This is a genomic window from Corynebacterium sp. HMSC071F07 (assembly GCF_001810285.1).
Classification (GTDB): domain Bacteria; phylum Actinomycetota; class Actinomycetes; order Mycobacteriales; family Mycobacteriaceae; genus Corynebacterium; species Corynebacterium simulans.
In genome coordinates, this window is the sequence record NZ_KV800692.1 from 1 (window position 1) to 892 (window position 892).

The 892-nt window shown below is 56.4% G+C and carries 1 pseudogene; it reads right to left on the reverse strand.

The annotated features are described in order from the left end of the window. Positions 1–817 (reverse strand): annotated as a pseudogene (locus HMPREF2724_RS01645) (IS21 family transposase); the annotation flags it as partial. Positions 818–892: the final 75 nt, after the last annotated feature.

Sequence of the window (892 nt, forward strand, 5' to 3'; positions counted from 1 at the left end):
GTTGCCCGGGATGTTGTTGGGCGTGGGCAATGTCAGTCTGGAGGCGTTTGATCACAGCCATCGTTGGGGCCAGCTTTTTGTCCACGACCTGTTGGCATGCAGGCTCTAGGGTGGCTTTGTTGTGCTTTTTGCCCAGGTTGGCCAGTACGTTGCGTGCCTGGATGAGTCCGCGGGGGATGGCGGCACTATTGCGGTCGAGGATCATCGCTATGACTGCGTGCGTTGCTGCCCCGAACGACGAGGCCCAAGCCAAAAGCTCGTCACGGGTAAGCGCCTTGTGGCCTTCATCATCGCCACATGGCCCATGCTGAGGGTTGGTGGAATACCGGTATTTGAATCCGTGAAGGCGCGTGTGTTCAGCAACAAGCTGCTCCCCGCTGAAGATGCTTACTAGTTGCGGGGTGAGCCTGACTGTTACCGATTCTCCTACCAGCTGAAATGGCACTGAGTAGTACTGGTAGTCACAGGTGATGTGCCAGTTGCGATCGACTTTGAGCCGCTTATAAGACACTTCCGTAAACGGCGTCGGCGGAAGATCCCGCATCATTGGTGCCTCTTCTCGATCAAAGCGCATGCGCCGTGTTGAGCCATCAGGCCGCGTCATTGCGCTGTTGATATCGGCAAGACGGCAAGCGATCGCCTCATTGAGTTCATCGAGGTCGTAGAAGACCTCGTTGCTGAAGTAGCCCAGGATTTTGGTGTAAGCGATTTTCACGGCACGCTCTACCGCTGCCTTGTCACGAGGCCTGCCGGGCCTGGTCGGCACGATCGTGATCCCGTAATAGTCTGCAAACGCTGCGTAGCGGTCAGTGACCATGCGGTACCTTGAATGCTTCTTCGGCCGATAAGTCGCCGTAGAAGCATTATCCGGCACGATGACTGCTGGTACTTT